Here is a 26,334-nt window from a genome sequence, read left to right as displayed (position 1 = left end):
TTGACATCGAAACTGGACAAAGCACTCACGAAGAAGCACTTGAACTTCTGGGTGAACACGAAATCGATTGATTGTCCGATAGCTCGGTTCGTAACCTTGAGCTAGCCACATCATACGTATACGATCTTTGAGAAGCGCTTCAATTTTTCTTCCTGAAAAAACTGACTGTGTGTAGGCACATAAAATGATTTTCATCATCATGCGTGGATGGTAAGCAGGACACCCCGTTTTCTGTAAGAAGCCGGCAAAGACTTCATCTGGAATATGTTCAACGAGATGGCGAACGGCGAAGGCAATATCATTTTCTTGTAATTTTATTTCTAAATCTAAAGGCAAAACCACTTGATTCATGTTATAATCTTTAAACATAAGGACCCTTCTTTCCGATAAGATTTTGTGTGGTAACTTTATTTTATCAGAAGTGGTCCTTATTTTAATGTAAAAATAAACAAAGCCGGTGAAATTTTACTCGTCGTAAAATTTCACCGGCTTTTTCGGTTCAGAGGAGGGTTTTGTCCCAGCCTCTTTTTACTAGTTATGATGTTTTTTTCTTTTTGATTTGACCAATACCAAGCGCTTTTGCTTCTTTGTTTAAATCTTTTAATAAACTAGCTGTCATTAATGCCATTACGACAGAGAACGGTAGCGCTGCTATAATCATGGTATTTTGTAACGCTTGAAGTCCGCCAGAGTATAAAAGCACTAGCGCAATAACTGTTAGCGTAATTCCCCAAACCAACTTAACGCTGTTTGCAGGGTTTTGTGAACCATTTGTTGTCATCATTCCAAGCACAAACGTACCTGAATCTGCTGATGTAATAAAGAATGTAGCAACAAGAATAATCGCTAAGATTGACATAAGAGTTGCTAGCGGATAATTTGCAAAAACGCCAAACAGAGACTCTTCTGTTGCCAGCTTTGAAAGTTGTGCAATACCATCACGCTCTAACGTTAACGCAGATCCTCCGAATACAGAGAACCAAAGGAAACCAATTAGAGAAGGTACCATTAACACAAAAATAACGAACTCACGAATTGTACGACCTTTTGATACGCGTGCGATAAAGATTCCAACAAACGGTGACCATGCAATCCACCAAGCCCAATAGAAAATTGTCCAGCCGTTAATCCACTGACGGTCTTCTTCATTTAATGGTGCAATACGGAAGCTCATGTTCACTAATGTTTGCAAATACTTCCCAATCGTATCTGTAAAGATATTTAACGTAAATAGCGTTGGGCCTAATATAAACATTAACGTAAATAAAGCAAAGGCTAAAATCATGTTTGCATTACTTAAAATTTTAATTCCTTTTCCTAATCCCGTTAAGGCTGAGAAAATAAATAACACTGTTACAACAAGAATAATAATGAATTGCGTCACAATATTCGATGGCACATCAAAAAGATAAGACAAACCACCGTTAATTTGAACCGCACCAAACCCAAGCGTTGTGGCTACACCAATTACAGTGGCAATAACTGCAATAACGTCAATAATTTTACCAAGTACGCCATCTGCATATTTCCCTAAAATTGGCTTTAGTGTTGCGCTGATTAATCCACGCTCTCCTTTTCGGAACGTAAAGTATGCTAGACACATCGCAACAATACCATAGATAGCCCAAGCATGAATTCCCCAGTGGAAGAACGTAAAGCGCATTGCGTCTTGCAGACCTTGGTCTGTCCCTACTTCTCCTGTTGGAGAGCTGATCGCATAATGGCTAATAGGCTCAGCTGTGCCCCAAAACACAAGACCGATTCCCATTCCTGCACTAAAAAGCATGGCAAGCCAGGTTGGGCGTGAAAACTCAGGCTTGTCCTCCTGTTTCCCGAGTTTAATTCGACCAATCGGACTTACTAATAAATACAAACAAACTAATACAAACAAAGACACCACAATTAAATAATACCAACCAAATGAATCTGTAATAAAACCTTGGATTGCTCCCGTCACGCTCTCAAGCGTTTTGGGTGCACTCACACCAAAAATAACTAATAATGCCATGATGGCAATAGAAACATAAAAAACTGTTGAAACTTTTTTCATTTGAAATTAAAAACTCCCATCTTTGATAAATTCGCAGAGGGCTTTACTTCAATTGGAGAACACAAACAATATGCAAAACCAAATAGAAAACAATATTTTTTTTATGAAGCAATAATAACTAACCCTTAAAGATTGCGTTAAGACGTTCTTAAGCTACATCATTTTTACTTAGCTAATATTCCTCATGTAACACTAAGCAACCAAGACCTACCTGCGATCTACTTATGCAGGACGGTTTGTTGACTTGGAATTTATGGAACTGGTTGTATGGTGAAAAATTTGTTCTTGCTTCTTTCGTGGGCATGCTTTTTAGCATTACGTTCTTTAGGTAATAAGGGGGATTGGTGTATTGCCACAGTATATAGTAACATATCTCTACAAAATTGTCTGTTTTTTAGTGATATTCTTTTACACCTTACCTGTTCATCTCTTAATACTTCAGCTCGTACACTAAAAATCTTTCGAGTGAATTTCGTTGCGATAAACCTTGAATCTCGATTTCTTCCTTTAGCTGAAAAGGCGTGCGGCGCGTTAAGAAATCAGTATAGTCCTCTGAGCTATAGTAAAGAATAATTGTTACGGGTCGATATGCTTTTCCTACTGAATCTAAGATATTCCCAACGACTTTCATAAAAATTTGAATGGAAAACGGATTAAAAAAATAAAAGATAGTATCTCGAATATCAATCTCATACTCTTCTGCTAAGCAGCAGTGAAAGGACAATTCAGCTCGGCGATGGTGATATTTCTTTAAATAACTTCGCTTATTGAGAAGCGCTTCTTTGTAAAATTCTTCATTCATTTCAATCCCAACTACAGATGCTTGATAGCGGTAATGCAGGTAAAAATTTAATCGCCCTTTTCCACACCCAAAGTCGACAACTCGATCCGAAGAGCTCAGCGATACCTTCGCAAATAGCTCATCAAGGCCTTTGTATGGTGTAGGCTCATAGCGATGATAGTGCAGTGAATCGTAAAAACCTTGTTGATTTCCACTTGTTTGTATATTTAACAGCTCGTCATAAAAATGATCTGTCATGTTAAGACTCCTTTTTGTTTGCCCCATACATTAATACCTACTTTCCCATTCTTTCAAACCTATTTCTATTCACTTCAAATAATTTTATTTCAAATAGCTTGATTTTGGGTAAAAATAGTCGAAATAATAAAGAGAGTTTGTTTAAAAGGAGCAAATAGTAATGATAAACAAAAGTGCTAGCACACAGGTGTTAAACCAAGATTCAGTACTCGGTGCGTTAGAGAAATCTTTAGCGATGATTGAATTTGACTTAAATGGAGAGGTACTTTGGGTCAAGCAGCTCATGCTGGTGAACATGGAAAAGGCTTTGATGTAGTTGCAAAAGAAGTGCGAAACTTAGCTACCCGAGCAAACGAATCAACAAAAGAAGTTCACAGTAAAGTAGAAGAAATAACGTCTTTTGTACACACCATTTTAAACGCGACAAACACTTCTGAAAAAGCACTTACATCAAGTAGAGAGCAAATTGAGAAAGCAATCGCTAAATTTGCTTCAATTGATGAAGCTGCTAAGCACTTGGAAACACAAACTAAAGCGCTAACAAAACTGGTAGAGGCATAAGAACTTTTCACACTAAAAAAGCCTGAAAATTAACCTCAGGCTTTTCATTATTACTTCCACTCAGCTACGCGATTGATTGGTAAACGAACTGATGGATGACCTTCATCTACTGCTTTACCGATTGAAATAAGCATAACTGGTACGTGGCGCTCTTTGTCCATTCCAAATACTTCTGTTACTTTTTCTTTTTCATAGCCACCAATTGGGTTTGTATCATAGCCATACGCGCGTGCTGCTAGCATAATTTGCATAGATACAAGACCACCATCAATTAAGACAACATCCTTCATATCTTCGTTTGAAATTGCTTCAAAGTATGAAGAAAATGCTTGTTTAATATTGTCTTTTACGTCTTGTGGCATATAGCCTACTTCTACTGCTTTATCATAAATTTCATCGAAGTATTCAACGTTTTGAACATCTCCAAATACAGCAATAACGGCTGCAGATGTTTCAACTTGAGTACTATTGAACTTAGCTAGTTCTGCAAGCTGCGCTTTTGCTTCATCGCTTTCGATTACTAAAAAGCGCCATGGCTGCATGTTAACTGAAGATGGTGCAGTTGTTGCCACGGTTAGAATTTCTTCCATTTCCTCACGGCTGATTTTTACAGTTGGATCGTAACGTTTAATTGAGCGACGCTCTTTTAAAATTTTATTAAAGTCATTTGTTGTTTGCATGTTAAATCTCTCCTTTTATTGTTATTTTTATATAACTACTTACTTAAAGTTATCTACTTTTATTAATGCAATGTCTATTACCTTACTCTCATTTTCTTATTTTGTAAAATAATTAGCCTTTCGAAATAAATAAAAAATATTTTCTGATAAAAACCGTCACATAATAGACCAAACTTGTACATTTATTCCGTGTTAAAATAAAGAATGCATTCTTATTTTTAATTATTGGAGATGACCTAAGATGTTCTGGACAGTTATTGTTATTGTTGTTGTCAGTGCTCTTAAACTTTTAATTACGTGCCTACCTAACACAGTCGTAGAATGGCTTCACGGTAAGTTCAAGCTACACCCTACCTTATCCATTGATTCAGCTATTGTGAAAAGAAATGGAAGCACCATTGAAGGTGAAGAAAAAGCACAAATTATTGAAGCCTTTAACAAAGCGACGTTTCTAGATCAATACTATGTACACGATGGGAATCGTACTCACTACCTTAACCTTGAGCGAAACAAAACTCCCATTATTATTCACAGTGTAAACGGCAAACATACCTTTGAACTGCTTATATACGGCTACAGCGATCATGTAGATGTGGTGAAGAAATCCAAAAAGAAAGTACTCGCGTACCGCATGCTTTCAGACGAGTTTCAAACAAATATGCACGTATCATAAAAAAACAAGGTGAAAATTCACCTTGTTTTTTTATGATATTAAATTATGATAAAGCGTACATCTTGTTCTTCCAAAATGCGTGCAGTTAAACGTATCACGCTCTTTAAACACTTACTTTTCCTCTCACTTCTCACTCAGGGCAATTCTCAACCCAATCAGTGTAAACAAAGAGCCTTCAATCAAGTTTATTTTTTGTGAAATTGCTGGTCGTTTACGTAAGACGGTTCCCACTTTACCTGCAAATAAACTGATTACCGTAAAGACAAAGAGCGCCTGAACTAGAAATGTGATGCCATATACCAGCATTTGAAACGCTGCGTTTCCACCGCTAGCAGTAACAAACTGCGGTAAAAATGCTAGAAAAAACAAGGATACCTTCGGGTTTAAAATATTCATGATAATTCCTTTTTTGTAGAGTGCATCATAACTCACTTGTTGAGTCTTCTGTACTTCTAAAGGAGAGCTTTTTGCTGTAAATGCTTTATAAGCTAAGTACAGTAAATACGCAGCTCCCGCATATTTAATGATAGAAAATGCTAAAGATGATTGATATAAAAGTGCGCTTACGCCTAAAACAGTAGCTAAAATATGAACAATCAGACCTGTACATAAACCAAATGCCGTGGCAATACCCGCATTTTTCCCATTAGAGATACTTTGAGCAAGCACAAATAGGTTATCTGGCCCTGGCATAATCGTAAGCAATAGAGCTGCTCCTAAAAATGACAACCAAATTAAGAAATCCATAATCAAAACTCCTATGTATTATTTGCATTCAAACGAAAGAACTTTATTGAGTGTTCCCACCTCAACAGCGGGCATTCCACCGCTATTAAAACACGAGTTCGTTAACGTATTCAGCTCTTTATTATTAAAATATGACTCTGAAAACACAAGTGATGCTCCTACAACAAGTATGAAAGAAGAAATAATAGATAGCCTTTGAATATTTGTTAATCTTTTAATGATCCATCACCCTCTGTTTTTCTATATTTTAACATATATTCATACAAAAAAGCAGCATCTTATAATAGAAACTGCTTTTTACTATGATTTATTTCTTTTACTTTATCCACTGCACTACTTCGTCAAAGTCTCTTCTTGTTTTTTCACGCTTTGGATCTTCAACGCGATAACCAAATGCAACCATAACAGAGATATCGTATTGACCATCCTCAAGAAGTCCTTCTTCTTTTAAAAGCTCATGCGTTTTTTCATAATTAAAGCCTTCAATTGGACAAGAATCAACGCCGATTTGCGCTGCTGCTGTCATCATATTACCAAGTGCGATATACGTTTGCTTACTTGCCCAGTCAAACAGTGCACGGTCGCTTTCAAATAAGCGAGCATCTTCTTCTTGGAACGCTCTGAATCTTGGTAAAACAGACTCTAACACATCTTCTGGCATTTCTTTAACTGTTTTTTGATGATTCATTGCGTACTCTGAATCATAGCGTGCGTCTGTACGCGCTAGAATGATAACAAAATGACTTGCTGTTGGCAGTTGTCCTTGCGCTCCCCATGAAACTTCTTTCAAGCGACGTTTTAAGTCTTCGTTCTCAATCACCAAAAACTTCCATGCCTCATAACCTAATGAACTTGGAGATAAGCGTCCAGTTTCCATAATAAAACGGAAATCCGCTTCTGACACTTTCTTTGTTGGATCAAACTCTTTCGTTGCGTGACGGAAATGAAACGCATCTAGAATTTCTTGTTTTTTTGCTTCGTTGCTCATGACATATCCACCTTTCTTCTCTCATCAATTTCTATGTGTCATGGTAATGAATTTCATTGCAGAATACAACTATTTAGCTTTTTACAAAAAGATTAACTATCCCATATTTCCTTTGTATAATAAGGTAAAGCAGAATGAGAAGGAGATAAAGTAACATGAGAATAAAAGTGAAAGAATGGGTTTCTTCACTATGTAACAATACACCGTTATCAAAAAACAATGCTATTATAAAAAACCAAACTTTTTACTTAACACTAGAAGAATTTGCTGATCAACCTCAGGTCTATATGCGTACCATGAACGAAGGTTTATCATTCGGATATGAAACTGTACAATGGGATGGGCCAATTCCTGCTTCTGAGCCAGTTATCCACCAAATTCATATTCTCTATTGGAAAGAAGTCGAACTTTTATCACATGTTCAACTCTGCGAAAAAATAACTAAGCTTTTGATTCAAACTATCGAAAAACGAAAAAGCGAATATGCAAGATGTCAATTTTGTAAAGACTTAGTGAGTCAAGAGCATCGATTTGATGAACAAACATGTCATAGTTGTGCATCTCGTCAATATGGAGTCGTGTATTAAGAGAAACTTAGCGATGAGCCAAAAAGGTATTTTCTTCTCTTTTTAACATTCAGCCTCCCTATTAACATAGCAGCTCTCATGATTTGGGTCATAACAATTTAGGTTATGGCTTTTTTCATCATTTGAAAATTCTTTTCACCAGCGGTATGTTTAAAAGAAAAGATTTCTTAAAGAAAACGAGGAACTTATATGAAAAAGATTCTACTTGTCGATGATGATTTACATATTCTCCAGCTTGTAACTATTCACCTATCACAAGCTGGCTATGATGTAATACAAGCAAAGCACGGAAGCGAAGCGCTCGAAAGACTACAGGAAGAAGACATTGCTCTAGCCGTCGTTGATGTAATGATGCCTTTTATAGATGGCTACACTCTGACAAAAGAGATTCGTCGCTTATATGACCTTCCCGTTATTTTGCTCACTGCAAAGAGCCAAATTGAAGATAAAGAAGAAGGCTTTGCCGCCGGAACAGATGATTATCTTGTAAAGCCTTTTGAACCAAAAGAGCTGCTGTTTCGCGTTCAAGCACTTTTAAGAAGATATGCAAAAGAAGATGATGCGTCTGTTATTAAGCTGGGCCAAACGATCATTAATAAAAGAAGCTACGAAGTCAAAGTTGGAACGAAAACGCTTCTTCTACCGCTGAGAGAATTTGAGCTACTGGCCTTTCTCGCTTCTAATTCCATGCGTGTTTTTTCCAGAGAAAACCTGATTGAACACATATGGGGCCTTGACTATGAAGGTGATGCAAGAACGGTAGACGTTCATGTTAAACGGCTGCGCGAGCGTTTTACAAACCTAACAGAAGACTTTCATATTAAAACGGTTCGCGGAGTTGGCTACTCATTGGAGACGAAACGATGAAGTCTCTTTATAGCAAATTTGTTATCATTACCGCTAGTATCATGCTCCTTAGCAGCGTGTTGGCTTTTTTAGGTTCGAACCTGTACTATCAGCAAAAATTAAAGCCTTCAAACGACGCAAAGAATACGGAAATTGCTCTTGATATCGCTGAATTTATCAATGAAAACCCACACATTCAATTGAGTGATTACCTTGAGAATATCGCTGAAGTAGGGTATCAAATTTATCTCGTTGACGCTGGTGACACCGAACGTTTTTTTGGAGCAGCATTTCGAGATACAGCATTAAAAAATGAAGTCAAAGCACAGGTTTTAAACGGTGAGATCTATCATGGAATGCGCCAGTTCCCCAAGCAAACGTTTGTAACCGGATTTTTTGCAAATGAGCTTACCAATACAATCGGTGTTCCAATTACGCATAACAGCAAGTCATATGCCCTCTTTTTACGACCAGACATCAAGCTTTTGTTCAATGAAATGCACCTATTGCTAGCATGGCTACTTGCGCTCACTATTTTACTTAGCATCGTTCTTGTCTTATTTAGCACGAACTATTTGGTAAAGCCCATTTCGAGCCTAACGGCAGCAACAAAAGCATTAGCTGCTGGAAATTTCCATCCTAAGCTTCAAACGAAGCGAAACGATGAGCTTGGTGAACTGTCAAAAAGCTTTTTGCAAATGGCTCAAAAGTTAGAACAGCTAGATGATATGCGAAAAGAATTTATTTCGAACATCTCTCATGACATTCAATCTCCGCTGTCTACTATTAAAGGATATACCGGCCTTTTAGAACAAGACAGTCTAACAAGCGAGGAAAAAGTTCAATATATTTCTGTCATTAACAGTGAGATTAATCGATTATCAATTTTAACCAAACAGCTGTTACTTCTCGCTTCTCTTGATCGAAACGAAGACATGATGAAGGCACAGCGTTTTCATGTCGGAAAACAGATTGAGAACCTAATTAAAACGCACCAGTGGGCAATTAGGGAACGGGACTTGATGATTACCTACTCCCTTCCAGATATTACAATCACGGGAGATCCCTCACTGCTGAGCACCGTCTGGGATAACCTGTTAACCAATGCGATGAAATACAATAAGCCTGGTGGAACGATTGATGTTTCAATAAAAGTTGCGCATGACTATTTAGTAGTCTCGTTCCAGGACACAGGAATCGGTCTAAGTACTTCACAGCAAAAGCGTATCTTTGATCGCTTTTATCGTGCTGATACCGCTCGTTCACAAACGGTCGAAGGAACGGGACTTGGTCTTTCAATCGTTTCAACAATCATAAAGCTTCATAACGGCGAAATTAAGGTAGACAGTCAAGAAGGTGAAGGCACATTATTTCAAATTAAACTTCCTATTTCCTAAAGCTACATCCTGATGGATGGGGCTTTTTTCATTTGTAACCTGCCGTTCATCGTCCATTCACAAACAACTTATACACTAAAAGTACGAAATCAAATTGGAGGAGATTTTGATGAACATCGCATGGAAAGAAATCAAAAAAAACAAAGCAAAATTCCTTATACTAGGCTCCATTATCTTTCTTGTAAGCTTTTTAACCTTTATTATTTCAGGCCTTGCAAACGGTCTGTCAAAGGATAATGCAGCACTCATTAAAAATTTGCCTGACGGACAATTCTACATGACGAAAGAAGCAGAAGAAACGTATAACCTCTCGTCAATTGACCGTTCTGTTCAAGAGAGTGTTCTAAACGAGTATAAAGACGCTGTCGCTTTTTCAATTGGAATGGGTTTTGTGAATGATGAACGAGATAAACAACGTAGCGTTTCCTTTGTCACATCAACGGATTCAAAGCTCTTTCCGAATCTAAATAAAGGTGAAGTTATCCTAGACTCCTCCTTGAAAAAAGAAGGAATCAAAGTTGGGGACACGCTTACTCATGACCAATATGATGGAACGTTTGTGGTGAAAGGCTTTGTCGATGAAGCCAAATATAGTCATACACCCGTTGCTTATATTAATGAGGTGGACTACCAAGGAATGTTTGCCACAGAAGACCTGCAGCTGATTTTCTTGCCGAACATAGATGAAGCTCCGTTTGTTAATGGACTTCAATCTTTTTCAAACAAAGAGTTTTTAGCTACCATCCCAAGCTACAATGCTGAACAAATGTCATTGAATATGATCATTTGGTTTTTAATTGTCATTAGCTGTATGCTGTTTGCCATTTTCTTTTATATGATGAACGTTCAAAAAATTGGACTGTACGGAATTCTAAAAGCAATTGGGATGAAAACGAGCAGATTGTTTACAATCATGTGGACGCAAATGCTGATTATCACCGCTGCTTCTATTCTATTGTCCATTGCATGTAGTCAGCTATTCAACCTAATAGCACCTGAAGGAATGCCTTTTAGCTTACCTGTTCTAACTACTCTTCAACTTGCTGGTGTGTTTCTCGTTATCGGCTTTACCGGCTCGACGCTATCGGGTATTCAAATTAAAAAGATTGAACCTTTAAAAGCAATTCAACAAGGAGAGATGTAAAATGACGACTTTTACAATAGAACATGTAAAGAAATCGTTTACTAACGGAGAACGAAGGGAAGATATTTTAAAAGGAATTGACCTTTCATTAAAAGAAGGTGAAATCACTGCTCTTGTTGGTGCATCAGGTTCTGGAAAAAGTACGCTCCTTACAATTGCAGCTGGACTGCAGTCCGCATCAAGTGGACACATTATATTTGAAGAAAAAGACTTAGTAACCATGAACCCTGAGCAAATGCGGAAATTGCGTGCAATCAAGTTTGGGTTTGTGTTTCAATTTGCTCACCTTGTGCCATTTTTGACGGTTGAAGAACAGCTTCTCTTAATGTTAGATATAGCGGAAGTATCGATGTCAAAACGTGAAAAGAAGCAAGAAGTACAGCATATCTTAAAACTTGTACAAATGGAACATCGAAAGAACGCATACCCTCCCTCTTTATCAGGAGGAGAAAAACAACGCGTCGCAATCGCTCGAGCCATCATTCATCAACCAAAAATTCTGTTTGCTGATGAGCCAACAGCAAGCCTTGATTCAAAGCGTTCAAAAGACATCATGGCTCTTTTACAAAAGTTAACAAATTCACTGAAGATCACAACGCTTATCGTTACGCATGATGAAGAAATGCTTATCTATGCAAATCGTGTGATTCGTATGAGCGATGGCGTTATTATGCAGGATTAACTCAGCGACCTTTTCACATCTCCCATGGTGAAAAGGTTCTTTTTTACTTTCTAGACCGTTTACCAATAAAAAATCTTTAAGATGCTAATCCTACATCATATAGTGTCATTTTTAATTTATCTTTTCAACGTACGATACATAATGAGCCATATTCAGTTACTAATTTACTACGTCACACCAACTAGAAAGAAATGAAAGAAGGAATACTTATGCAGGAACAAAAATTAGCAAGAGGTTTAAAAAATAGACATGTCCAATTAATTGCTATTGGAGGTGCTATTGGTACAGGGCTATTTCTCGGATCAGGAAAGTCCATTAACTTAGCGGGACCGTCCATTTTGTTTGCTTATATGATTACAGGACTAATTGGGTTCTTAATTATGCGCTCGCTGGGTGAATTACTCTTAACCAACCTTGATTATCATTCTTTTGTCGATTTTGTTCGTGATTATTTAGGAGACATGCTTGGGTTTATTACGGGTTGGACCTATTGGTTCTGCTGGGTCTGTATCGCTATGGCTGACTTAACAGCTATTGGGCTTTACACTCAGTACTGGTTTCCGTCCGTACCGCAATGGATACCAGGTCTCATTGCGCTTGTCATTTTACTCATGATGAACCTAGCAACGGTCAAGCTATTCGGTGAGATTGAGTTTTGGTTTGCATTAATTAAAATCATTGCCATATTAGCTTTAATTATTGCAGGTACTTTTATGATTATTAGGGGTGCGTCGACACCAAACGGAACTGCTAGCGTAGAGAATTTATGGAATCGCGGAGGCATGTTTCCAAATGGTTTGAACGGATTTATTCTCTCATTCCAAATGGTTGTATTTGCTTTTGTAGGAATCGAGCTCGTAGGATTAACGGCAGGAGAAACAGAGAATCCCGAACGCAATATTCCCCTTGCCATTAATAATATCCCTATTCGAATTTTACTTTTCTACATCGGTTCTCTTTTCGTCATCATGAGCATCTATCCTTGGAATGATGTAGATCCATCTCAGAGTCCCTTTGTTCAAGTATTCGCTGCAATCGGAATTATTTCAGCTGCGACAATTGTTAACTTTGTGGTCTTAACATCAGCTGCATCTGCGGGAAATAGTGCTGTATTTAGTACAAGCCGCATGGTTTATTCCCTAGCTAAAGATCAGGATGCACCAAATTCTTTAGCAAAAATAAACGAGCGACAAGTTCCCGCAAACGGACTCTTTTTCTCAACTGTGGTCATTTTAATCGGAGTTGTCTTAAATTACACCATGCCAGAAGGTGTATTTACCTTAATCACGAGTATTTCAACCGTATCATTCATTTATATATGGGGGATTATCGTTATTTGTCATATGAAATACAAAAAAGATCGCCCTGATTTAGCAAAAGAAAATCCATTCAAAATGCCGCTTTACCCGTTTACTAACTATTTAGTTTTAGTCTTTTTAGCATTTATTTTAGTGGTATTAACACTCGCTCCGGATACGCGCGTTGCACTGTTTGTCACGCCGCTTTGGTTTATTTTGCTCGTTGTTCTCTATAAAGTTAAAAAAACAAGACAAGATTCTTTACATCATTGACAAAATGAACAAAAAGCATCTTCACTAAAAATCTAGAAAGTGAGGATGCTTTACTTTATAAAACTTATTGACTTATTCGATGCCTAGCTTCTCAATTCGCCTCATTAATCGTTCTTTATATATGCCAGAAGAGAAAGCTGTTTGATCTAAATAGTCTTCTGCTTGGTTTTCGTATTCGTCTACCTTTTCAAGCTCTTCTTCATTTCCTGTTTTAAAATACTCACCTGCTCCAATCATCAGCTCGCTGTGAGTATGAAACGCTTTTAATAGTAGTTCATGGTCATGTTCAAACATTTCTGGTGGCTTTACGCCCTTTAATTCTTTATAAATGTCTTCAAACTCCCCTTGTGCTCTTTCAGCAGGCTTTGTTAATTGTTTAAACTCTGAATCCCATTCCATGTTGACATCAACGGAGCTATTTTCAATTGAACTAGAAAACTGTTCTTGCACCGCTACATCCTTTACTAATAAATCGAGAGCGAGCTGTTCATATTCTGCTTCCGTGAGCTTTTTTGGAATCATTATGTAAATGATGACACCGATAATTAAAATAAGGCCAGCAATAGTGATTTTTTTATTGTTCTTTCCTGTACCTATCACTTCTTCTACACGCGATGCTGACGCGTTCTGCTTTTTTTGTACAGGTTCGCTTATCTTTTTACTTCGATTAATTACTGCACCACATCCGCTACAAAATTGATCTTCCCCTCCCAATGAATTTCCACAGTTCGTGCAAAACTTCATCTGCGCCCCCTCCTGTCTATTTTTTATACACAACTAGTAAAATTATACTACAAACAAACTGAGAGAGATAGACCAATTAACCTATTATATACTATGGTTGTACAGTAGTGTTTTTAAACGGTTTACATACTAAAAGGTTGAGGAATCCCCTCAACCTTTTTCATGCTCTTACCCTGCAAAAAAGCTAATAACTCCCAGCAGTACTAAAAGAATTAAAATAATCGAAATAACCTGCACAAATCTAAAAACAAATCGCAAACTAGAGTTATTGTTTCTTTGATCTAGCTTATTATTTAAGTCATCTAACTTTCTTTCTATTTCACTTAGACGGTCTTCTGTATTCATTTGACAACCCCTTCTATCTATTAAAAGTTGTTTATCATTATAGTACATGATAGAAATTTTTGTAAATACCTCTATGATGTTTATCCACAAAGACACCCTTTTAATAAATCCTATATTATGTTAAATTGGAATTAATATCCTTATTCATACTTAGAGCTTTATTAACGGAAAAGGGGAAAAGGAGGACATTATGCTAAATTCATATACGTTTATCATTATGACTACTTTAGTGATTCTTATTTTTTCTTATCTTATTGGACGAAAGAAAGAATCGTTGAGATATGTAATCCCCCTTGCTGTAGCAGTACTTAGCCTAGCAGGGTTTATAATTAGCTTACTAGTTGGAGGATGGGAAGGGCTTGGTTATGGGGCATTGAGCATCATGGTTTTTGTAGCTGCCGTGCTGTCTTTACTCATTGTGACAATTTCTCAAATGGTGAAGCGTAGAAGATAGTTGTTCCACATGGAACTATTTTACTTTCTCTAAGGAGGAATACTGTGCTATGGATATCGTTTTGGATTTTATTCTTGGAAATCTCTTTATTTTTATCATGATTTTATTTCTAGCATTCTTCATTAGTATTCTGATTAAGAAAAGAGTGCTGATTCTCACTTTTTCTATCTTCACGCTTATAAGTGGCTTACTTTTACTCATTTATGCCTTTAACACTATAACAGGGTTTGATTTAGTCGATGCACAAATGAAAAGTGTGATTGTAATTGGAATAGGACTATTACTCATTCTATTATCAAGTATTTTTATTATTAACCAAGAATTAAAAAGGAGACTGTAACAAACGAGATTTGATTTTTTATTAATTGCGATTGTTGTTATTGGGATTACGTTCTTTTTCTCTAAGAGATACAAGAAAACAGAAAAGGTTGATAAAGACTTTGCAGTTAGCTACTACAAGCTGTCTTATCGCCGAAAAATGATTCGTACGCTTACAAGTATTCCGTTCATCATCGTTGCTTGCGGAGTTCTGTACTACCTTTCAGATTGGCCTCTTCCCATATACTTTGGGTTTGTCGGTTTAATTAGCGTGATCTTTCTTGTTCAAGTTCTTTATAATTATAAAATGTGGAAAAAAGAAGAACAGGGCTAACTTTTAAAATAGATTATTTAGGCAACACTAGAGATACCCTTACGTAAAGAGATGTCTCAACATGAACTCATGGATGCAAAACGTAGATTTTTCAGTTATTTTATCTTTTATTGTGTTTGCCTTTGTATTACCTTGGCATATGCGGTTTATAAACAAGGTAAACTAAAAACTTTACATATCGAGAAATATCGAGAAATATCGAGAAATATAGGATCATGGAAAATAAACTTGTAGATATTTTTAAGGTTTTGGGCAATGAAACTCGTTTAGAAATGTTGAAGTGGTTAAAAGATCCAATGGAGCATTTTGATAAGCCTACTGCGCACCTGTCAAAAACTATTAGTGACAAAGGTGGTATTTGTGTGGGAGATATTCAAGAACGCGCAAACTTATCACAATCCACTACTTCGCATTATCTATCAATGCTTCAGCGCATTGGATTATTAGAATCAGAAAGACATGGAAAATGGACGTATTACCGCAGAAACGAAAAAAAAATTGCGGAGATTGCTGAAATCATAAAAAAAGAGCTGTAAGTTCTTTTTTTTTGCTTTAACATATCTATAAATCTCGATATAAGGATGTGAAAGTATGAAATTTTGGATTTATATTGTGGCTGTGTTAGCTGGAATGTCCCTCAGTATTGAAGGGGCTATTTACGGTGTGCTAGGTCAATCCGTCGGAAAACTAGAAAGCAGCTTTTATAACTTCGCGGTTGGTTCTGTTATTTTAGGAATCGTTGTGCTTTTTTTAGGAAAAGGTTCGCTTTCCTACGCGGCAAAAGCACCAAAATGGCAGCTTACAGGAGGAGTATTTGGCGTCATTTATTTAACGATTTTAGTTATTGGCGTTCCGCTTCTAGGCGTTGGCTTAACAATGATTAGCGTAATTGTCGGACAAATGGCGATGAGCATGGTTATTGAGCATAAAGGGTGGTTAGGTAGTAGCAAAACACCCATTACAAAAGAAAAAGTAATGGCCGTTGCGTTGATGGCAATTGCTTTACTACTCGTTTTTTAATTAATTAAAGGAGGTTTTACGGTGAATTTTATCTTGCTCATTGCAGCTGTTATCGGTGGCGTTTTACTTAGCGCTCAATCTTCCGTAAACGGCGCGCTCAGCAGAAAAGCCGGTACGTATGAGCCGGCGTTAGCGTATGGTCCATATCAAACTGCTTTTCTTTCTTTGAGCTGAACCATCCTGCTAAGCCTGGAAGAGTCCCAAAATGCTTTTTATTCACGTATAAACCATCAACAGCTCCTGGCCCACCGTTTAAATGTTTATAGTTACACCAGTAAGCAAAATCGACGCCCCAGTCGCTAAAATGATGAGGAATTGCGCCAATAGAATGGCAGCCATCAAACCCAATGATGATACCGCGCTTATGTGCTTCCGCAGTCAAGCGCTCCATATCTAATATTTGACCGCTTCGATACAGAACGGTTGGCAGAACAATTAATGCGATTTCATCCGTCATTGCTTCAATAATATCCTCTTCTTCTAAAAAGCGACCATCGCGACTTTTCACACGAACTAAATGCTCATCAGGATCGTAACCACGCGTACGCAGCTGGCTTTGAAGCGCATAGATATCAGATGGAAATGTCAGCTCATCCGCTAAAATTTTGGTGCGTGTTCCGCTTGGTTCGTAAAACGTTGAAACGAGTTGATGAAGGTTCACAGTTGTTGAACCTGTTACAATAACCTCTTCAGGAAAGCCTCCTACAAGTGGTGCCATCATTTCACCGAGCTTTTCAGATAGTGAAAACCAAGGATGCTTACCCTGTGTCCAACCATCAATCCCCTGCTCTTTCCAATCTGTGATGACTTCCATCAGCGTTGTTTCCGCTGGCTTTGATAGAAGACCTAGCGAGTTTCCGTCCATATAAATAGCGTCTTGTTTGAGGTGAAATTCTTCTCGAAAAACCACTAATTCATCCTGCGCATTCTTTTGTTGAATCAAACATCGCAGCCTCCTCCTTTTAGCATTTGTAATCGCTATCTTAACCAAAGATTATCAAAAAAATATGACATGATGTCAATATTATATTTCCGAAAATTATAAACATTTTAACAACTATCTCTTTTCCTTTTATGAGATTTTCTATATGCTAGAAACTAAAGAAAGATGGAAGGGAGCATACATCATGACAGAGCATAACGTAGAAGATAAACGACATTTGCGTTCGATTAAAACGCGCCAAAAACTATTACAAGCAGCCAAAGAAGTATTTATGGAAGAAGGCTTTCAAAAAACAACCATTAAACAAGTTATTGAAAAAGCAGAAGTTGGCTATGGAACAGCATACGTTCATTTTAAAGGAAAAGAAGAACTGTTAATAGTACTCATGGACAGCGTCATGGCAGAATTCTATAAGATTGCAGAAACCTCCTTTTTTCCACAAACAAAAGAGGAAGCAACGAACATCATCCACAGGCAAACGAATGCTTTTTTACATATGGCTGAGCATGAGCGCGGTATGATGCAGGTATTCGAACAAGCAATCGGCATCTCTCCTGTCGTGTCGGAAAGCTGGAAGAATATTCGAAGGAAATTTATTCAGCGCATCTCACAAGATATCGCTTATGCCCAAGAGAAGGGACTTGCTAGAGATGAATTAAATCATGAACTAGTGGCAAGAGGCTGGTTTTTCACCAATGAAATGTACCTCTGGGATATCGTTCGGCATGAATACGAAAGCTCCATTGAAGAAATTGCGCGGAACATCGCATCTGTTTACATTCGAGGGCTATATAAATAAGAAAATGCCCACAGGGGCTTTTTCTTATTTGTCTTTTAACGTACGTTTTAAGAACTCACGCGTACGTTCGTGCGTTGGATGATTAAAGATTTGCTCAGGAGTACCCTCTTCTGCAATAACGCCTTTATCCATAAAGACAATGCGATCCGATACCTCTTTAGCAAATTCCATTTCATGCGTTACGATAAGCATTGTTAGACCTGACTCTGCAAGCTCCTTCATAACCTTTAATACTTCTCCCACCATCTCAGGGTCTAAAGCCGATGTTGGTTCATCAAATAAAAGGACATCCGGCTGCATGGACAAAGCGCGAGCAATGGCCACGCGCTGCTTTTGACCACCTGAAAGCTGTCTTGGCTTCGCATTGATGTACTGATCCATCCCAACGACCTTCAAATAGCCTAACGCTACCTTTTCAGCTTCTTCTTTTGAACGCTTTAACACTTTGACTTGTCCTACCACACAGTTATTTAAAACATTATGGTTATCAAATAAATTAAACTGTTGAAAGACCATTCCTAAATTTTTACGATACTCAAATAGATTATGCTGATCATCCAGAACATTTTCCCCGTTATAAATAATTTGGCCACCGTTCGGCTGCTCTAATAAATTGATACAACGAAGGAGCGTTGATTTCCCCGAGCCCGAAGAACCAATAATGGTCACAACTTCTCCTTTGTTAACAGAGAAATTAATATCTTTTAATACTTCATGACTTCCATACGCTTTGTTTAAATGTTGAATATCAATTACTTGTTCCATTTTCTTATACCTCCTTACCCTTCATTATCGATTTTGGTCCGTTTTAATCATCGTGTAGCTGTCGGGTCCGTCTAATTTACGCTCAAAGTAGCGCAGAATTTGCGATACTATAAACGTCATGACAAAGTAAATCATACAAGCAACAAAGAATGACTCAAAATATCTAAAGTTGTTTCCTGCTACTGATTTCGTGACAAAGTATAGCTCGGAAACGGAAATAACGTTTAATACCGACGTATCTTTAATGTTAATCACAAACTGGTTACCCGTTGCTGGTAAGATATTACGAATGACTTGAGGTAAAACAACGTTCATCATTGTTTGATAATGATTCATGCCAATGGCTTTGGCTGCCTCAAACTGTCCTTTATCAACGGAAATAATCCCGCCACGTACAATTTCAGCCATATATGCTCCTGTATTAATTGATACAACAATAACCGCTGCCAACATCACGTTCATATCAAAGCCAAATGCAAGCGCTGAACCATAGTAAATAACCATTGCTTGCACAATCATTGGCGTACCTCGGAAAAATTCAATGTATACAGATAAAACGAAATTCGTTACCTTCAATCCTGCTTTTTTCAGCCCGCTCGTTGGCGTTGGAACAGTTCGGATAATACCAGCAACTAACCCAATGACCGCCCCAATAATGGTACCTGTCAGCGCAATTAATAGCGTCATCCCAGCTCCGCGTAAAAACATTGGCCAGTTTTCTGAGATGATTGTAATAACCCATTCAAAACTCATCGTTCTTCCTCCCTTACCTCATTACAAAACCGACTGTATGTAGATACAGCCGGTGTTATGTCATCATTATTTTGCTGCAGGTTGGTTTTTGATTGCCGCATCCATAATGCTTGTGCGTTCTTCTTCTGAAATACCTTTTAAGATTTTGTTGATTTCTTCTTTTAGCTCACTGTCTTTTTTAAGACCCACGGCTACAGCTGTATCGTCAGCTGATGTTTTGAAGCCACCCTTGAATTCAACCATTGCAAAATTATCATTTGCTGCTGAAGCACTTACTGCTTCAGGTCGCTCTGATACATAACCATCAATAACTCCTGATTCTAGCGCTACGCGCATTGCTGGGAAATTATCCATTGCTGTTTCTTTTGATACACCTTTAATTTGATCAATGACGGAGTAGTGAAACGTGTTTAATTGAGCCGTAATTTTTGCGCCTTTGAAATCTGCAATCTTCGTAGCACCTTCATACTTACTACCTTTTTTCACAACCATTACTAGGTTTGAATTATAGTAGTTATCAGAGAAATCAATTGTTTCTTTTCGCTCTGCAGTCGGTGACATTCCTGCCACAATCGCATCAATTTTACCTGATGTTAAGGCTGGTACAAGACCATCCCACTCAGTTTTGACAATCACTAGCTCTTTGCCTAATCCATCAGCAATTTTCTTAGCCATCTCAACATCATAGCCGCCTGCATACTGTGAGCCGCCCTTAATTTTAACCGCTCCGTTTGAATCGTCATTTTGAGTCCAGTTAAATGGTGGATAGCCTGCTTCCAAGCCTACCGTAAACGTATCAGCGTCTCCTGAACCCGATGCTGACTCACTGCTTTGACCACAGCCTGCTAATAAAACAACTGCTGAAAGCAATAATGTTAAGAAAAATCCTGCTTTTCTTTTCATAGTTTGTTTCCCCCTTATATCTTTTTAAGCTTTGAAGACAATAAAAAAACGACCCGAGATTTACTCAGGTCGTTTCATTCATCGTTCCCTAAAGTCCTCTCTTTTAAAAGATGAGATAGCACAACTCAATAAGCTGGTAAACTTATTGAGACAGTCCTGCAGTTCTTCACTACAGACCCAGCAAGCAATTGTTGAGAACAATTTACTCACTTCGGCGATATTTCCTTCTCTCTAGCTTCAACGTCTCTCAAACTCTGCTAAAGACTGTTAAATACCGCGCCTCTACCTCACTTGACTAAAAGTGAGGTCTTATTAAATTTGTTTCAAGTCTACATCTTTCTTCCTAATCTGTCAATATGGTTTTTATTGGATTATTTTCCAACTAATTCTTTCAGCTCTAAAAAAACAATTTTATACAGAATAAAAAGGATGATTTAATGAATGTTGGTTTTTCTAAAGTTTCCACCCTTTACTTCGGCAACGTCATACACGCGCACAAAAGCATCCGGATCGATTTCGCTGATAATTTCCTTCATTTTACTTTCTTCTAAACGGTTAATAACACACGTAATCTCTTTGAACTTTTCGTGAGAATATCCGCCGTATACTTCTTTATATGTAGCGCTTCGACCTAGTCGATCACGAATTGTTTTAACCATTAAAACAGGCTCATTTGTAATGATTTCAAACGCTTTTGAACCGCTTAACCCAACTTCAACGACATGAATAACCTTTGAAGCGATGAAGTAAGCAATGGCAGAAAGAATGGCTCCTTGCAAGCCAAACACAAAAGAAACCACGATAAATACAAACATATTTAGAAATAAAATAAGATCACTTGTTCCAAACGGTGACTTTCGTGAAAGGAGTACAGCAAGCATATCAATACCGTCCAATGCTCCTCCATTACGCAGTGCTAGACCCATTCCAAAACCAAGGATTACACCACCTACAACGGTTACTAAAAGCGTATCTCCTTCAATAATAACTGGAGTGTGATGCATAAGAGTTGTACTAACTGCTAGAGAAGCAATACCGATGGTTGAAAAAATAGCGAAGCTTTTTCCAATTTGCTGATAACCTAACCAGATGAAGGGAAGATTGATGATGGCGATTAAAACGCCTAGTGGAATTCCAAAGAGCTGTGAACCAACGATGCTAAGTCCCGTCACCCCCCCGTCAGATACGCTATTTGGAATTAATACTGTTTCTAACCCATAACCTGCGATAATGCCACCAATGATGACTAAAAGGCCCCGAAACAATAGTTTTTGTTTACTCGATTTTCGATGCTGTTTTAACGCATTCATGTAATTCCTCACTTCTAATGTTTTTTGACACAAATAATTTTATCATAAAATCATCTTCATTTATAAAATTAAGGTATCTCTAAAAGGTACTAAGCATAAAAAACGTAAATAGCCAGTCATCGGTTCAACACCGACAACTGGCTATTTAACTACTTTAAAAATAGAAATAATTACAAAAACTTATTGTAGCTCTTCGTCTTCATCTTCAGGCAATTCAGGTTCATACAGTCCTAGAAAACAACTTGTTGTAAAGGTAGCTTGTGTCATAAATAAACCTGTAGCAGCAACAAAATTATAAAGATACTTTTTCATTTAAATCAATCTCCTTTTTTATTATTCGTTAATAAGTGTTGAGAAAGTAAGTACGTAATAATTCCATATAGAACTAAAATAATGAAGATATTGACCCCCAGTTTTCTTTGCACTTTTAGTTGACTAAAGAATTTAACTGGACTAAATAGTGCGCTAACTAGACTAATGGGATTGGTAGTCGAGAGTGATACAGATTGTTTATTTTCCATTACTTCAGATTGATTCATCATGGTACTTTCTCATCCTCCTGTTTGTTCGTTGCTTCCTGAATAAATAGTACAATAAAAACCCAAGGGATAAACATTTTTTGGATATTGTGGTCGTTTTTTGTATTTTCAGGGGTTATTTTGCTAATATTAGTGACGAAAATAAAAAGACTAAAGAGGCTGGGACATAAGTAATTCAGCCAATGATAAACCTGAACGATTGAGAGTTTCTCAGTTTTAATCGTTCAGGTTTTTTGGTTGATTGTGAAAACAATGTTGGAAACAGGGTGGAATGGAGCGTAGGACACTCGACTCCTGCGGGAAGAGAGGGAAAACTGAGATCCCGCAGCGCAGCGAGGAAGCTCAGGTTCCTCCCCGCGGAAAGCGAGTGGCCGTAGCGCAATGGAACGAACGTGTTCAGACAAACTAAAGAGATGGGAACAGCTAGTGTTCGTCTTTTAGAAGCAATCATTTTGTTATGTCCCAAACTCCTTGGGCTTTTCTTACTTTTTTCTTCTAACAAATTCATATGTTGTAATCGAAAAAACAATAATTATAATCAAAGAGATGACCATAATATCCTTTACCTCTCCTTGATAAATAGCTAATATAAGTGGCGGTGAAGCGAATAGTAAAAACACGATAGTAGCCAGTATAAAGAATTTTTTAGTCATGCTGAGTGCCTCCTGACATATTTAACATTGAAATAAAGTAGTCTTCTAAGCTTTCATTTTTTGTAAAAACACTTGATATATCGCTTTCTATTTTCAAGATTTTTCCTTCATTAATAAAGACTAAAGAGTCACAAAATGTTTGTGTTACTTCTAGCTGATGAGTAGAGAGCAAAATAGAATTACCTGCTGATACATAATCTTTTAAAATTGATTTTATTTTTTTCATATTAATCGGATCAATACCCGATATGAACTCATCTAACAATAAGACGCTAGGCTTATTCAGTAAGCTGCCCATCAAAGCTAATTTTTTTTTATTACCTAAAGATAAATTTTTAATTTTCTTATCGATTTCTTTCTCTAAATGATAGTAAACAACTTGTTTCTCTACTTCCTCTTTAGATAGATTCAAATCAGTTAATTCCATGATGAACTTTATATATTCTCGACCCGTTAACTCGTCGTATAAATACGGATGGTCAGGTATAAAGGTGACTTCTTTCTTCATTTTCTCTATGCTTTCATTATGCAAAAGCACCTTTCCCTCATCCGGTGTAAGGAGTCCCATTGCAATTTTCAACGTTGTGGTTTTACCCGCTCCATTCTGACCAAGAAATGCTGTGATTTTCCCTTTTTCAATATCAAATGAGATATGGTCTAATATGCGTTTGGTTTCAAACGATTTACTGACGTTTTGAAAGCTTAAAGAGTAGTTCATACAATCCCTTCTCTCTATAGGTTTATTTGTTCAAAGCTTGATTTTTTAACTAACAGTTTGGAAACGAGCGGCAGCGCTATTCCAACGAATAAAAGAAGAATCATTCCAACCATGCCCCACTGAATGACGATATAACTTGAAACCCCAATACTATCCACTAAAAACAAAGCCGTAGGAAGCATCAATAGTGGAACCATTAACCCAACAGTCGCAAAACGGATGACATCTGCGACAATTTTTTTATCTGGATAATCATCTAGCTGTTCGATATTTTCATAATTAAAATGTGGTCTAAGTACCCCTGGCAAGAACATTAATAAAGCAAAGAAGAAAAAGCTAATAATATGCAATAACAGAGTCATGATACTTAACATGAGTGGCATTTGATTAACGAAAAAGAATAGGATATCTGCGACAATAAACAAAGGTAAACTTGTCAAAGCGAATAGATGAAATCGATATTTAAACACATCCCATAATGATTTTCCATTTAATAAATAAGTAATTACTTGCTTCCCTTCCCCGTCCACAGAAAACATGCCATTTAACTCGGTGAAAATTGAATATACATAGAAATAAGTTAGGAAAAATAAATAAAATGACATGATTAAAAAATAAATCTCTTCACTTTGATCAAGACTTTGCAGAAGACCTGTAATTACTCCCCAAATTACCCAAAATAAAAATGACCCTAGAACAACTGGAAACCGATAGCGTAAGTAATCCGTTCGATAATGATGCTTCGCTAAAATGGTTGTATACGATGTGCCAGGAATAACTTTAGATAAAAGAGTATTGAAAGCCTCTATTCTCTTAAAAGGATAATACGGAGTTCTTCTATGATGATTCATTTTTGATAAAATGGATAAAAGAACGATCACTCCTATAAAGAACATCGCTAGCTTCAGCAAGGCATGGAGTTGAAGGCCATTAAACAAAATGTCTGAAAACACGTTATACGGCATATAGGGATGTAAAAAGATGTTTGATAGTGGTGCTAAAATAGAAAAGATGACGTCCACTCCCTCATTGATCCACTCATTGTAATGTTCATAATTGACATTATTGCTCGTTAGAGGAAATTCCTTAATCCACGGAGAACTCATTTTTCCAACAAAAAACGCTGTATACACAATTAAAAGGCGAAGAATTAGGTTCGTTAACAATCTCAAAAAGAAATTCCATTTATAATGCTGTAGCTTCATATAATTGTTATGCAATATTGAAACAAGTAAAGTTAGCAGCAGGTAGCTTCCTAACGTTAAAATTAGTAAGCTAGCAAGATAAACTTTATTTACACCTGTAACAACGCCTAAAGCTAATAGAATTGGGATGTAGTTAAAGATAAAATCCTTCGTGTCCCACACAATCGATTCTAAATAGAGAAAGATGCTTGCTTTTCTTTGCTTGATCTTTAACGTAATCATTAACCATTCTTGGTCTTTGGATTGTATTTGCCATTTAGAAGAACTTACCCCCGAAATAAAGGCAAAAATCATAATCAAACAAAATAAAATGGACCAAAGAATCTCCCCATTTTGTTGTATGGAAGACAACGTCTTTAGAATTAGATTAATCACTAGACTTTGCTTCGCTTCACCATTTGTTAAATGTTCGTTAAGAACTACGTATTTTAAAAGGAAATACGTTCCGAAAAAAATCAAACATGAATTAATTATATTTTGAATAAAAAATAAGACCCAGAGGCTTCTTCCGACTGATAAATCTCTAAAGATTTTAATATAGTTCCATTGATTTTTCCATCGAATAAAAAGCTTCCATTTCAGCCATTTGCTTAGCATTTTTTCACCCCTCCACTATATTTCATTACAATATAGTAACTCAGAAAACTTCTTACAATAATTTAGAATAAACATACATATATGTCTATATATTCTGCTTATCTAGGAGATTTTTTGTCTTATCAGGGTCAAAATACCATCTGTTCAACTCGTTATATTAACCAAGTATTGCTATTTTTAGAAATAATTATCGCAATTAACATATTAAAAAAATTCAATATATGCTATTTTATATATCGTAAAGGGTTGTTAGCATAATTAAAAATAGGAGGTAAAAAGAATTAAAATGAACTTCTTCGTTGAAGTAATAGGCACCTTTTTAGAGGTTTTTTCATTAATATTTTTCTTGATTGCCTTTTTAGGTATTAAATTTTCGAAAGTAAAAGCACAGTTCATAGCAGTCAACTCAATCGGAGTAGCATCGATTATGCTGTTAAAGTTAACGACCAATTTTTCACACGCCATTACTTTTTTATGCAGCTTTCTCATTTTATTCATCTTAGGAAGCTTAATTTTTAAGATTAGCTTTTCTGCTGCCTTTATTTCAGTCGTACTCGGTTTATGTATTTTATTATTAGGAGAATTGATAGCGCTCCTTTTTTTAGGCAATATCTTTGATGTCATAAGCTTTTTGGAAGCTTATTCCTTTAAGAAAATGTTCATTGCGTTACCTCATATTCTATTAATTAATTTCATTAGCTTTCTATTTATTAAATACAAACACTAGCGTCGCATTAAAATAATTCAAAGCCCTTTATAAATCTGAATTTTCTGCAATATTATTCATGCACAAAAAAATCCTTTATAATGGTTGGGTGGTAATAAACCATCCAAATCCAAAATAAAGGACAATAAGCATGGATAAGTTTACACGAAAAACATCATTTGAACAATGGTTTTCACCGATTTTCTCCACAAAACTCGAGGAATTGGTTGAAAGCTATCAATTAAATTCCTATACAAAGAAGC

The 26,334-nt window shown here is 36.8% G+C and carries 32 protein-coding genes, 1 pseudogene and 1 riboswitch; of the genes and pseudogenes, 14 read left to right on the top strand and 19 right to left on the bottom strand.

Going from position 1 to position 26,334, the window contains the following annotated elements; genetic code table 11:
• From A2U94_RS16600 to A2U94_RS16590, 3 genes are all read right to left on the bottom strand, one after another.
• Nucleotides 1-369: transposase (locus A2U94_RS16600; protein WP_197473414.1), on the bottom strand; the 369-nt coding region annotated here is incomplete at its 3' end.
• Nucleotides 370-535: 166 nt separating this feature from the next.
• A complete protein-coding gene (locus tag A2U94_RS16595; protein ID WP_025909891.1) occupies nt 536-2,050 on the bottom strand; it encodes a glycine betaine uptake BCCT transporter in 1,515 nt (504 codons plus the stop codon).
• A gap of 430 nt (nt 2,051-2,480) precedes the next feature.
• Complete coding sequence (locus tag A2U94_RS16590; RefSeq protein ID WP_025909890.1) at nt 2,481-3,089, bottom strand: methyltransferase; 609 nt, start codon at nt 3,087-3,089, stop codon at nt 2,481-2,483.
• A gap of 160 nt (nt 3,090-3,249) precedes the next feature.
• On the opposite strand from A2U94_RS16590, the gene A2U94_RS21630 reads away from it, so the two are divergent.
• Nucleotides 3,250-3,405: a hypothetical protein gene (locus A2U94_RS21630; protein ID WP_153301207.1), complete on the top strand. Its 156-nt coding sequence runs from the start codon at nt 3,250-3,252 to the stop codon at nt 3,403-3,405.
• On the top strand, nt 3,357-3,650 hold the full coding sequence (locus A2U94_RS16585; protein ID WP_025909889.1) for a methyl-accepting chemotaxis protein: 294 nt from the start codon (nt 3,357-3,359) through the stop codon (nt 3,648-3,650). Before A2U94_RS21630 ends, A2U94_RS16585 begins: the two co-directional genes overlap by 49 nt.
• A 50-nt stretch (nt 3,651-3,700) precedes the next feature.
• Here the strand turns inward: A2U94_RS16585 and A2U94_RS16580 are convergent, their stop codons facing one another.
• Nucleotides 3,701-4,330: a nitroreductase family protein gene (locus A2U94_RS16580; protein ID WP_025909888.1), complete on the bottom strand. Its 630-nt coding sequence runs from the start codon at nt 4,328-4,330 to the stop codon at nt 3,701-3,703.
• 241 nt (nt 4,331-4,571) lie between these two features.
• Between A2U94_RS16580 and A2U94_RS16575 the strand changes: the two genes are divergently transcribed.
• Complete coding sequence (locus tag A2U94_RS16575; protein WP_025909887.1) at nt 4,572-5,003, top strand: YfmQ family protein; 432 nt, start codon at nt 4,572-4,574, stop codon at nt 5,001-5,003.
• A gap of 123 nt (nt 5,004-5,126) precedes the next feature.
• On the opposite strand, the gene A2U94_RS16570 is transcribed toward A2U94_RS16575, so the two are convergent.
• On the bottom strand, nt 5,127-5,750 hold the full coding sequence (locus A2U94_RS16570; RefSeq protein WP_025909886.1) for a LysE family translocator: 624 nt from the start codon (nt 5,748-5,750) through the stop codon (nt 5,127-5,129).
• Between the two features lie 316 nt (nt 5,751-6,066).
• Complete coding sequence (locus A2U94_RS16565; protein WP_025909885.1) at nt 6,067-6,738, bottom strand: NAD(P)H-dependent oxidoreductase; 672 nt, start codon at nt 6,736-6,738, stop codon at nt 6,067-6,069.
• 155 nt (nt 6,739-6,893) lie between these two features.
• Between A2U94_RS16565 and A2U94_RS16560 the strand changes: the two genes are divergently transcribed.
• From A2U94_RS16560 to A2U94_RS16535, 6 genes are all read left to right on the top strand, one after another.
• On the top strand, nt 6,894-7,325 hold the full coding sequence (locus A2U94_RS16560) for a hypothetical protein (RefSeq protein WP_025909884.1): 432 nt from the start codon (nt 6,894-6,896) through the stop codon (nt 7,323-7,325).
• Between the two features lie 189 nt (nt 7,326-7,514).
• Nucleotides 7,515-8,192 (top strand): response regulator transcription factor, encoded by a 678-nt coding sequence (locus A2U94_RS16555; protein ID WP_025909883.1) that lies wholly within the window; start codon nt 7,515-7,517, stop codon nt 8,190-8,192.
• Nucleotides 8,189-9,568, top strand: a complete 1,380-nt coding sequence (locus tag A2U94_RS16550) for a sensor histidine kinase (protein WP_025909882.1) — start codon at nt 8,189-8,191, stop codon at nt 9,566-9,568. The genes A2U94_RS16555 and A2U94_RS16550 overlap by 4 nt, the downstream gene beginning before the upstream one ends.
• 109 nt (nt 9,569-9,677) lie before the next feature.
• A complete protein-coding gene (locus A2U94_RS16545; RefSeq protein ID WP_025909881.1) occupies nt 9,678-10,712 on the top strand; it encodes an ABC transporter permease in 1,035 nt (344 codons plus the stop codon).
• Between the two features lies 1 nt (nt 10,713).
• Nucleotides 10,714-11,394, top strand: coding sequence for an ABC transporter ATP-binding protein (locus A2U94_RS16540; protein WP_025909880.1), 681 nt, complete (start codon nt 10,714-10,716; stop codon nt 11,392-11,394).
• A 209-nt stretch (nt 11,395-11,603) separates the two neighbouring features.
• Nucleotides 11,604-12,965, top strand: a complete 1,362-nt coding sequence (locus tag A2U94_RS16535) for an amino acid permease (RefSeq protein WP_035320719.1) — start codon at nt 11,604-11,606, stop codon at nt 12,963-12,965.
• A 72-nt stretch (nt 12,966-13,037) separates the two neighbouring features.
• On the opposite strand, the gene A2U94_RS16530 is transcribed toward A2U94_RS16535, so the two are convergent.
• The gene (locus A2U94_RS16530; protein ID WP_025909878.1) at nt 13,038-13,709 is read right to left on the bottom strand and encodes a zinc-ribbon domain-containing protein; all 672 of its coding nucleotides are present in this window, start codon (nt 13,707-13,709) and stop codon (nt 13,038-13,040) included.
• A gap of 168 nt (nt 13,710-13,877) precedes the next feature.
• The gene (locus tag A2U94_RS21295) at nt 13,878-14,054 is read right to left on the bottom strand and encodes a hypothetical protein (protein WP_156413464.1); all 177 of its coding nucleotides are present in this window, start codon (nt 14,052-14,054) and stop codon (nt 13,878-13,880) included.
• Nucleotides 14,055-14,244: 190 nt separating this feature from the next.
• On the opposite strand from A2U94_RS21295, the gene A2U94_RS16525 reads away from it, so the two are divergent.
• From A2U94_RS16525 to A2U94_RS16510, 4 genes are all read left to right on the top strand, one after another.
• A complete protein-coding gene (locus tag A2U94_RS16525) occupies nt 14,245-14,508 on the top strand; it encodes a YesK family protein (protein ID WP_025909877.1) in 264 nt (87 codons plus the stop codon).
• A 49-nt stretch (nt 14,509-14,557) separates the two neighbouring features.
• A complete protein-coding gene (locus A2U94_RS16520) occupies nt 14,558-14,848 on the top strand; it encodes a hypothetical protein (protein WP_025909876.1) in 291 nt (96 codons plus the stop codon).
• A gap of 527 nt (nt 14,849-15,375) precedes the next feature.
• Entirely contained in the window at nt 15,376-15,696 is a 321-nt protein-coding gene (locus tag A2U94_RS16515) for an ArsR/SmtB family transcription factor (RefSeq protein ID WP_025909875.1), read from the top strand.
• A 55-nt stretch (nt 15,697-15,751) separates the two neighbouring features.
• On the top strand, nt 15,752-16,180 hold the full coding sequence (locus A2U94_RS16510) for a DMT family transporter (protein WP_025909874.1): 429 nt from the start codon (nt 15,752-15,754) through the stop codon (nt 16,178-16,180).
• 115 nt (nt 16,181-16,295) lie between these two features.
• On the opposite strand, the pseudogene kynU reads toward A2U94_RS16510, so the two are convergent.
• A pseudogene (gene kynU / locus A2U94_RS16505) lies at nt 16,296-17,132 on the bottom strand (kynureninase); the annotation flags it as partial.
• 175 nt (nt 17,133-17,307) lie between these two features.
• On the opposite strand from kynU, the gene A2U94_RS16500 reads away from it, so the two are divergent.
• Nucleotides 17,308-17,922, top strand: a complete 615-nt coding sequence (locus tag A2U94_RS16500; protein WP_025909873.1) for a TetR/AcrR family transcriptional regulator — start codon at nt 17,308-17,310, stop codon at nt 17,920-17,922.
• Between the two features lie 24 nt (nt 17,923-17,946).
• Here the strand turns inward: A2U94_RS16500 and A2U94_RS16495 are convergent, their stop codons facing one another.
• The 10 genes from A2U94_RS16495 to A2U94_RS21280 all read right to left on the bottom strand — a co-directional run bounded on the left by A2U94_RS16495 (nt 17,947) and on the right by A2U94_RS21280 (nt 25,989).
• Complete coding sequence (locus A2U94_RS16495; protein WP_025909872.1) at nt 17,947-18,687, bottom strand: amino acid ABC transporter ATP-binding protein; 741 nt, start codon at nt 18,685-18,687, stop codon at nt 17,947-17,949.
• 24 nt (nt 18,688-18,711) lie between these two features.
• On the bottom strand, nt 18,712-19,440 hold the full coding sequence (locus A2U94_RS16490; RefSeq protein ID WP_025909871.1) for an amino acid ABC transporter permease: 729 nt from the start codon (nt 19,438-19,440) through the stop codon (nt 18,712-18,714).
• Between the two features lie 66 nt (nt 19,441-19,506).
• Nucleotides 19,507-20,343 (bottom strand): transporter substrate-binding domain-containing protein, encoded by an 837-nt coding sequence (locus A2U94_RS16485; protein WP_025909870.1) that lies wholly within the window; start codon nt 20,341-20,343, stop codon nt 19,507-19,509.
• 108 nt (nt 20,344-20,451) lie between these two features.
• A riboswitch (Lysine riboswitch) is annotated at nt 20,452-20,636 on the bottom strand.
• A 141-nt stretch (nt 20,637-20,777) separates the two neighbouring features.
• Nucleotides 20,778-21,653 (bottom strand): YitT family protein, encoded by an 876-nt coding sequence (locus A2U94_RS16480; protein ID WP_025909869.1) that lies wholly within the window; start codon nt 21,651-21,653, stop codon nt 20,778-20,780.
• Nucleotides 21,654-21,833: 180 nt separating this feature from the next.
• Nucleotides 21,834-21,965: an AgrD family cyclic lactone autoinducer peptide gene (locus A2U94_RS21290; protein WP_119543731.1), complete on the bottom strand. Its 132-nt coding sequence runs from the start codon at nt 21,963-21,965 to the stop codon at nt 21,834-21,836.
• Nucleotides 21,966-21,970: 5 nt separating this feature from the next.
• A complete protein-coding gene (locus A2U94_RS16475; RefSeq protein WP_025909868.1) occupies nt 21,971-22,195 on the bottom strand; it encodes a hypothetical protein in 225 nt (74 codons plus the stop codon).
• A 479-nt stretch (nt 22,196-22,674) separates the two neighbouring features.
• Complete coding sequence (locus tag A2U94_RS21285; RefSeq protein ID WP_153301208.1) at nt 22,675-22,845, bottom strand: hypothetical protein; 171 nt, start codon at nt 22,843-22,845, stop codon at nt 22,675-22,677.
• Nucleotides 22,838-23,563 (bottom strand): ABC transporter ATP-binding protein, encoded by a 726-nt coding sequence (locus A2U94_RS16470; RefSeq protein ID WP_025909866.1) that lies wholly within the window; start codon nt 23,561-23,563, stop codon nt 22,838-22,840. Before A2U94_RS16470 ends, A2U94_RS21285 begins: the two co-directional genes overlap by 8 nt.
• 14 nt (nt 23,564-23,577) lie before the next feature.
• Nucleotides 23,578-25,365: a hypothetical protein gene (locus A2U94_RS16465; protein WP_025909865.1), complete on the bottom strand. Its 1,788-nt coding sequence runs from the start codon at nt 25,363-25,365 to the stop codon at nt 23,578-23,580.
• Between the two features lie 258 nt (nt 25,366-25,623).
• The gene (locus A2U94_RS21280) at nt 25,624-25,989 is read right to left on the bottom strand and encodes a hypothetical protein (protein ID WP_152545187.1); all 366 of its coding nucleotides are present in this window, start codon (nt 25,987-25,989) and stop codon (nt 25,624-25,626) included.
• Between the last annotated feature and the right edge of the window lie 345 nt (nt 25,990-26,334).

This window comes from Bacillus sp. VT 712, from assembly GCF_001614195.1.
Lineage (GTDB): Bacteria > Bacillota > Bacilli > Bacillales > Bacillaceae_H > Priestia > Priestia flexa.
Note: the sequence above shows the minus strand (reverse complement) of the source record. Positions and strands in the feature narration are given on the sequence as shown.